4 protein-coding genes and 2 pseudogenes are annotated in these 4,132 nt (G+C 73.9%); 4 read left to right on the top strand and 2 right to left on the bottom strand.

The window, feature by feature from the left end; genetic code table 11:
* From JNW87_RS35620 to JNW87_RS35605, 4 genes and pseudogenes are all read left to right on the top strand, one after another.
* Window positions 1–827: pseudogene (locus JNW87_RS35620) on the top strand (ATPase); the annotation flags it as partial.
* Window positions 824–1,228 (top strand): roadblock/LC7 domain-containing protein, encoded by a 405-nt coding sequence (locus tag JNW87_RS35615; RefSeq protein WP_109804784.1) that lies wholly within the window; start codon window positions 824–826, stop codon window positions 1,226–1,228. The pseudogene JNW87_RS35620 and the gene JNW87_RS35615, both read left to right, overlap by 4 nt.
* A 102-nt stretch (window positions 1,229–1,330) precedes the next feature.
* The gene (locus JNW87_RS35610) at window positions 1,331–1,708 is read left to right on the top strand and encodes a DUF742 domain-containing protein (protein ID WP_088973509.1); all 378 of its coding nucleotides are present in this window, start codon (window positions 1,331–1,333) and stop codon (window positions 1,706–1,708) included.
* Between the two features lies 1 nt (window position 1,709).
* Complete coding sequence (locus JNW87_RS35605; RefSeq protein ID WP_109804785.1) at window positions 1,710–2,303, top strand: ATP/GTP-binding protein; 594 nt, start codon at window positions 1,710–1,712, stop codon at window positions 2,301–2,303.
* Window positions 2,304–2,411: 108 nt separating this feature from the next.
* Here JNW87_RS35605 and JNW87_RS35600 read toward each other — a convergent pair whose 3' ends face one another.
* Window positions 2,412–2,570, bottom strand: a complete 159-nt coding sequence (locus tag JNW87_RS35600; protein ID WP_161557981.1) for a hypothetical protein — start codon at window positions 2,568–2,570, stop codon at window positions 2,412–2,414.
* Window positions 2,571–2,898: 328 nt separating this feature from the next.
* Window positions 2,899–4,132, bottom strand: a pseudogene (locus JNW87_RS35595) (transposase); the annotation flags it as partial.

Genomic DNA, 4,132 nt, shown 5'->3' with positions numbered 1-4,132 from the left:
CGCCGGTGCCGGAGCGGCTCGCCGCCGCCCTGGACATGACCACCGAGCTGCCCCGGGTGCCGCGCCCGGAGGCCGCTCCGCCGGCCGCCATGCCGCCGGCCGTCAACCGGCCGCCGGCTGCGAACCGGCCGACGACGCCGCAGCAGTCCGCGAACCGCCAGCGGTACGCGGACGAGACGATGGAGCTGCCGATCTTCCGGGAGCTCGAGTCGGCCTGGTTCCGCACTCGCCGGCCCGGGCCGGAGGAGGCGGGCACCGCGCCGGCCGCCCCGGCGAACGGCGCCGCGACCCAGCAGTTCGCCAAGGTCGACGCCGCCGGTCGGGCCGTGCAGCAGACACCACCCGGGACGACAGGTAACGCACCGATGGCACACACTCCGACAGCCGGTGGAGCGCCGCGCGACAACGGGACGGCCACGAACGGTGGGGCCCGCCCCGCTCCCGCCGAGGCGCTGCCGAACCGGCGGCCGCAGCAGCAGCCGCCGGCCGGTGGCTGGCAGACCGCGGCCGACGACGGCTGGCGGGCCGCCTCGGCGGCCACCGAGGTGCCGGTGGCGGAGACCACCCAGAAGGGGCTGCCGAAGCGGAAGCCGATGGCGCAGCTGGTCCCGGGCGGCGTGGAGAAGCCGTCGGCCTCGGTGCAGCGCCGCACGCCGGAAGGCGTACGGGGTCTGCTCTCGGCCTACCATCGGGGCGTGCAGCGGGGGCGTAACAACCCGACCGACAGCAACTCGACCGGCCCGGAGGCGACCCCGGGCGGGCAGCAGTCCTCGCAGTCTGGCTCTGGGCCGGTGGCCGGGAGCGGGCAGAAGGAGCAACAAGGATGACAACTACGCAGGATCTCGGATGGCTACTGGCCAACTTCGCCGACCGGGTGCCCGGTGTCGCGCACGCGGTCGCCGTCTCCGCCGACGGCCTGCTCCTCGCGTCGTCTCGTGACCTTCCGCGGGACCGGGCGGACCAACTCGCCGCGATCTCGTCCGGACTGGTCAGCCTGACCCAGGGCGCCGCCCGCTGCTTCGAGGGCGGGGCGGTGCTGCAGACGGTCGTGGAGATGGACAACGGCTTCCTGTTCCTGATGTCCATCTCGGACGGCTCGTCGTTCGCGGTCCTGGCCGCGCGCAGTTGCGACGTCGGGCAGGTCGGGTACGAGATGGCGCTGCTCGTCGACCGGGTGGGCGACGCGTTGACCCCGGCGCCTCGTACTGCTGTCGGGATGATGGGCTGACCGAGCTGACCAGCTGGTCGGCACGGCAGGAACGACACGAGAACAACGACGGGAACCACCGGGCGAGAGCCGGTGACGGGTGCGAAGGAGGTGAGCGGCGACATGGCCGATCGTGACGAACCGACCGGAGCATTGGTCCGTCCATACGCCGTGACCCGCGGTCGTACCCGTCCCCGGCTCGACATCGCGCTGGAGGCGCTCGTCGAGACGACGGTGCGCGGCCGGGCCGCTGCCAGTGGTAATGGCGGCCAGGGTCGTGAGCACCAGTACATCGCCGCGCTGTGTGACGGACGCGTGCAATCGCTTGCCGAGATCGCGGCGCGGATGCAACTTCCGCTCGGCGTGGCCCGGGTGCTCATCGCCGACATGGCGACGGACGGCCTGGTCGCGGTCCACGAGCCGACCATTTTGGACGACTCTGACGACGCGGTGGGCACTGAACTGCTGGAGAGGGTGCTGAGTGGACTTCGCAGGCTCTGACATGTCGCACCGGCCGCCGGCCCCGAGCGGGCGCGTGACGTCGGCGAAGATCGTTATCGCCGGTGGATTCGGCGTCGGCAAGACGACGCTGGTCGGCTCGGTCTCGGAGATCACGCCGCTGACCACCGAAGCGATCATGACCTCCGCCGGCGTGGGCGTCGACGACACCCGGCAGGTGCCGGGCAAGACGACGACCACGGTGGCGATGGACTTCGGTCGTATCTCGATCGACCGGGATCTGATCCTGTACCTGTTCGGTACGCCGGGTCAGACGCGGTTCTGGTTCATGTGGGACGAGCTGGTCCGCGGCGCCATCGGCGCCGTGGTGCTGGTGGACACCCGCCGGCTGGCCGACTGCTTCGCCGCGATCGACTTCTTCGAGCACCGGCGGCTGCCGTACCTGGTGGCCATCAACTGCTTCGACGGCATGCAGTACCACGACCCGCAGGACGTCCGGGACGCGCTGGCCATCTCCAGCGACGTGCCCGTGGTGGCCTGTGACGCCCGGAACCGGGAGTCGACCAAGCACGTGCTGATCTCGCTGGTCGAGTATGTGCTGTCCATGCGTCGCTCGCGGGCGGTCGCGCCCGCCTGACCGGCGTCAGGACGCGCCCGGTGACAGCCTCGGCGGTCACCGGGCGCTTCTCGCTGTCCGCCGGTGGCGGCCCGCCCTCCCTCGATGGGGAGCGGGCCGCGCCGGCGGTCAGGCGTACGGCGTCCAGGTGCCCTGGGTGACCACGTAGAGGCCGAGGGAGTCCCGCTCCATGCCCCCGCGCCGGATCGGCGCGAAGGCGTACCCACCGGCGATGCCCTCGGTTTGCAGGTACGCGCGCAGCCGTCCACGGTCGACGCTGCTCGCCAACGGGGCCGCGGTGGCGAGCAGTTGCAGCGCCTCCGAGCCGTACGGGGCGAAGCCGCTGAAGTTGCCGTGCCGCTGGAGGTCGCGGAAGGTGAAGTCCCGGCGGGCGAGCGCCGCGATGGTGGTGTTGGTCAGCGTCGAGCGCGGCGAGGACGCCCCGACGGGTCAGCACGGCGGAATCGGTTGCCGGTGTCGCCATTGGAGTCGCCTTCCCGCCCCGCGACACCCGCCGCCGGCAGTTCCGCCGGTATGCTCCCAGCCGCCTCGACCCCGGCGTCGAACTAGCCGGGTGTGGGCAGGAACACGCAGGTGGCGGGCGGTGGAACCCCGGTCAGGACCGGTAGCCGGCGGAGCGGTACTCGTACTCCCGGTCGTCGTCACGGTCGCCCGTGTCGCGGCTGAAGTCCCAGCCGCCGGCCGACTCCCGGCCGGGGCGGCCGCCCACCGCGAACCCGCCGATCTCCTGGCCGCGCCGCCAGCCGCGGAAGTAACCGGTGGTGTTCTCGGCGAGGCTCGCCGCGTTCCGGATGATCCGCAGTGGACGCTCGTCGCGCAGCGGCGAGCCGGGAACCAGGTTGGCCTGGGGGACCCGCTTCGGCAGGCCCGCCGTCGTCTCGGCGCCCACCGCCGGGCGGGCCGCCTGCTCGGCGGCCTGCCACCCGGTGTCCGCGGTTGTCGACCAGTCCAGATCGGACTCTTCTTCGGTGTGGCCGACGAACCAGGCGGACTTCGCCTGGGCGAAGATGAGCAGGTCGCCGTCGCCCTCGTCGGAGACCGGCGGGGGCCGGTGCTCCTTCGGCGCGGGCCGCCGCTCGAGCGGTTCGGGAAGATCGGCACGGGGACCGGACCGGCCGGCGCGCTCCGCCTCGGCCCGCTCCGCCGCTGCCCGCTCCACCAGCCGCAGCGGCCGGGCGTCCAGCCCGGGGTCGGTCGGCGGGTTCAGGCTGTCCCGCAGCGCCCGGTCGGCCAGCGGCGGTGGCTCGACCAGCCGCAGCATCGGGGGCTCCTGGGGCAGGTCGTCGGCGAGCCAGGGCGGGGTGACCCGACTCTTGCCCGGGTCCGTCGGCGCGTCGACCTTCCGCGCGTCCCGGTCGCCGTACGAGTAGGCGGCCGGCGACTCGGCGGGGCCGTCGGCGAGCTCGTCGCCGTTGTTGACCAGCGGCCAGTTGGCCCGGGACCCCGGGGGAGCGGACTCCTGGCCGGGACGGGGCGTGGGCACCGGGACGCTCAGGTCGGTCGCGCTGAAGCCGCCGGTGGGCGGCGCCGGCTCCGGGGTGGTCTTGGGGCGCGGCGGGATGATGGTCCGTTGCCGTTCGGCGCGGGCGCTGTTGATCGCGGCGGTGGTCAGCGTGGGCCGGAACGGCTCGCCGGCTTCGGCCGGGGGAATGTTGCCGCGCTGCGCCGGGGGGATCGGGGTGATGCCGGGCGGCGGCGGGGGCGGCGCGGAGACCGGACGGTTGGTCGGCGCGTCCACCCGGTGCGGCATCGGCGGCACGGGTGCGGGGCGCGCGGGCGGCGCGGAGATCGGCGTACCGCTGGCGGCGGCCGGGGCGACCGGCGACGGG

Source organism: Micromonospora sp. ATA51, assembly GCF_016802855.1.
Lineage (GTDB): Bacteria > Actinomycetota > Actinomycetes > Mycobacteriales > Micromonosporaceae > Micromonospora > Micromonospora sicca.
This window is presented reverse-complemented; position numbering and strand designations above follow the sequence as displayed.